A 3,266-nucleotide genomic window follows, 5' to 3' on the forward strand; every position below is an offset into this window, starting at 1 on the left:
GATTTGGGGCTCCCCTTGGTCGTGGCTCTTACCATGGGCGATACGGCAGCGCGGCGTGGGGTGGAGGTGGACGCGGACGCGCTGTCCCAGGAGCTAGGCTTCCCCGTGGTTCCTATCCATGCCGCGAGCCGCGCGGGACTCAGTGAGCTACGTGCAATGCTTGCAAAGCCACTGCCTGTGCCTCCGGTACGCCGCTGGCTCCTCCCTGAGAGTGTTGAGGAGGAAGCGAAGGAGCTTGCCGAGCTCCTCACCACGGAGCATGACCTTGCCCCAGAGACCGCGTTCTCCGAAGCCGTGCTCCTGCTCGGGGCTCCGTCGACTCCCAAGACCACCCGCTGGAGCCCGGAGATCCTCTCTCACCTGCACGGCGACCACGAGCGTTTAACCCGTGAAGGCCACGACACCGCCACGGCTGTTGCCGAAGCACGCTACGGAGAGATCAACCGGATTGTTCAGAGGGCCGTCCGTCGCGCCGAGAGCCCCCCCACCACCATCACGGAGCGCCTGGATCGCCTCTTTCTGCATAAGTTCTGGGGCTACGCCATCTTTCTGGGGATCCTTGCGGTTCTCTTTCAAGCCATGTTCACCTGGGCGGAGATTCCCAAGGGCTGGCTTGAATCCGCGATTGTGGCACTCTCACACGGCATTCAAGCCGTGATGCCTGAAGGATCCTTACGTGATCTGCTCACCGAGGGAATGCTCAGCGGCGTTGGGACCACAATCACCTTTCTGCCGCAGATTCTCTTGCTGTTTTTGTTCATCATGATCCTGGAAGACACCGGCTATCTCGCCCGTGCCGCGTTTCTGATGGACCGCCTGATGAGCCGCGTTGGGCTGCACGGCAAGTCGTTTATTCCGCTGCTCTCCAGCTACGCCTGCGCCATTCCCGGCATTCTCGCCACCCGCACGATTGAGTCACACAAAGCCCGCCTTCTCACCATTCTGGTCGCCCCCTTGATGAGCTGCTCGGCCCGCCTGCCCGTTTACTCCCTGCTCATCGCAGCGTTTATCCCGAAGACCACACTCATCGGCTTTCACATTGGCACGCGCTCGTTCGCACTGCTGACGCTCCAAGGCGCGACATTATTTTCGATGTACGCACTCGGGACACTGGCCACATTTCTCATGGCGGCACTTTTCCATAAGACACTACTGCGAGGTGAAGCCCCCGCTTTCTTGCTGGAGCTGCCGCCCTACCGCAAGCCCATCTGGCGCACGCTTGGGTTTCGCCTAGGAGAGACGGCCTTACAGTTCGTGCAGCGCGCCGGAACCGTGATTTTAGCGCTCTCCACGCTCCTCTGGTTTCTGGCAAGCTACCCCAAGGCCGCGCCGGAGACCCCAAAATCCGTCGCACTGGAAAACTCCTATGCGGGTAAGCTCGGTCATGTCATCGAGCCCGTCATCGCACCACTGGGCTTTGACTGGAAAATGGGAGTGGGTGTGGTGGCATCGTTTGCGGCCCGCGAGGTCTTTGTCTCAACGATGGCGATCCTCTACCAGGCCGAGAGCGATGACGAAAACGAGCAGGCAAAGGCCCTGAAGGATCGGCTGAGCGAGGAGAAGCGCCCGGATGGCTCACCTGCCTACACGCCGCTCGTCGCAATCTGCCTGATGGTGTTCTACGTGCTGGCGATGCAGTGCATCAGCACACTGGCCGTGGTCAAGCGCGAGACCAACTCCTGGAAGTGGCCGCTCTTTCAGCTCGCCTACATGACGTTCTTAGCGTGGGTCGTCACCTGGATCATTCACTTGATCGGAAAGGCTTTGGGGTACTAAAGATGCAAGAAGTTCTCGTTTATCTACTCGTTCTCAGCGCCGCCCTCTATCTCGCGCACCGAGGCTGGACACGCCTAAAATCCGGCGAAGGCGGAAACTGCCCGGGCTGCAAAGGCTGCGCCGCCGCCAAGAGCGAGCCCCCGCCGCTCATTCAGCTTGAGCGGCGTGCTGCCCGCCCCCTAACCCCCGCCCGGCGGGGGGACTCTCTGTTACCTTGAAACGCTGGGGAGGTTGGCGAGAAGGGGGTGGCCTTTGGCGAGGCGGGCTTGTGCGGTCTTGCGGTACTGCTTCATCTGGGCATCGAGAACCTTGAGCTGCGCGTTGCGCTCGCTACGGGCTGCTGCCGCCGCCGCTTTGCCGGTGGCATGGGCAGCGTAGGCCGCTTGGAGCGCCACGAACCCGGCCTCAAGACTGGCCTTTGTGGTCGCGTCCGCCAGTGTGAGCGGCTTGGAGAGCGTGACAGCACTATCGGCCTCGATCTGCGTCCAGAGCGTGAGGGTGTCCTGCACGGCTTTCACAATCACGCCCTGCGAGGAGGTCTTGGGAGGGGTCTTGGTCACGGCAGCAGCATAGCGCGTGCCAGGCAGCAGCCCACCGACCGTTGCCTTGAACTGTGACAGTTGCGGCAGGAGTTCGCCCTTGAGCCGCAGGCAGTCCGCAGCCGAGGTCTGCGCCTGGTTATCGCCACTCTCGACGCTCTGGTAGGCCGCCGTGAGAGTCGCCTTCGCCGCCAAAAAAGCCGCCCGATTCGTCCCGTCCGGGAGCACCAGCGGTGCGCCTCCCAGCACCGCGTCCACGCTTGTCCAGTGCGCGATAAATGTGTCCATCAGCGCATGATAGGTCTTCAAATCATTGCTAGTTTCCATTTTTTATGCTTCGTATTTTTCCGCAGTATGCTTAAACTAAATCTCGTATCATCTAAACCACAGTGCTTCTTCATTGCACTGCATCTTGTAAATAACAAACCAAATAGCAAACCCTTCAAACTAAATCTCGCATCGAGATTTCTGCACCGCAAACTCTTCTTACTCTACCATAATTCCCTCAAACCACCCCACAATTCGCCCTCTCCCTGCGCCCAGGTCGGATGAGGAAGCGCATTCGAACCCACTCGGCCACTCGTAAAACTCGCGTCCACCCTCCCTTGCCGCAAGGGAGGGTGCCGAAGGACGAGGCGGGTGGGTTCAAAGCCAGGGAGACCATTACGGTCCTGGATGGAGAAGGCGAAAGCCCCAGCTGCTGCTCGCGTAGGACGGATCGCCCCTGCCCCGGTTGGCGCAGCGGAGATACTCCGCGATGACGTCGTTCCAGGAGCCGCCGCGAAGTACCTTATACTGACCTGACGAAGGCCCCGTTGGGTTCGTCCTGTCGCCGTAGCCCCCATACCAGTCAGAGCACCACTCCCACACATTGCCCACCATATCCTGCATCCCAAAAGGACTTACACCAGAGGGATAACTGCCCACTGCCGCCGTTCCGCCAGCATCATA

The 3,266-nt window shown here is 60.5% G+C and carries 4 protein-coding genes; 2 read left to right on the forward strand and 2 right to left on the reverse strand.

Annotation, left to right across the window (positions count from 1 at the left end; genetic code table 11):
- Together feoB and ACH2EH_RS19690 are read left to right on the forward strand one after the other, a co-directional pair.
- Positions 1–1,776, forward strand: a 1,776-nt coding sequence (feoB, locus tag ACH2EH_RS19685; RefSeq protein ID WP_395144349.1) for a ferrous iron transport protein B, incomplete at its 5' end; no start/stop codon positions are given.
- A 2-nt stretch (positions 1,777–1,778) separates the two neighbouring features.
- On the forward strand, positions 1,779–1,994 hold the full coding sequence (locus ACH2EH_RS19690; protein ID WP_395144351.1) for a FeoB-associated Cys-rich membrane protein: 216 nt from the start codon (positions 1,779–1,781) through the stop codon (positions 1,992–1,994).
- Here the strand turns inward: ACH2EH_RS19690 and ACH2EH_RS19695 are convergent.
- Positions 1,986–2,642, reverse strand: coding sequence for a hypothetical protein (locus ACH2EH_RS19695; protein WP_395144353.1), 657 nt, complete (start codon positions 2,640–2,642; stop codon positions 1,986–1,988). The two genes, ACH2EH_RS19690 and ACH2EH_RS19695, sit on opposite strands and share 9 nt — an antisense overlap.
- Before the next feature lie 336 nt (positions 2,643–2,978).
- A partial coding sequence (locus ACH2EH_RS19700; protein ID WP_395144355.1) for a formylglycine-generating enzyme family protein occupies positions 2,979–3,266 on the reverse strand: 288 nt, incomplete at its 5' end.

This window comes from Armatimonas sp. (assembly GCF_043760365.1).
Taxonomy (GTDB): Bacteria; Armatimonadota; Armatimonadia; order Armatimonadales; family Armatimonadaceae; genus Armatimonas.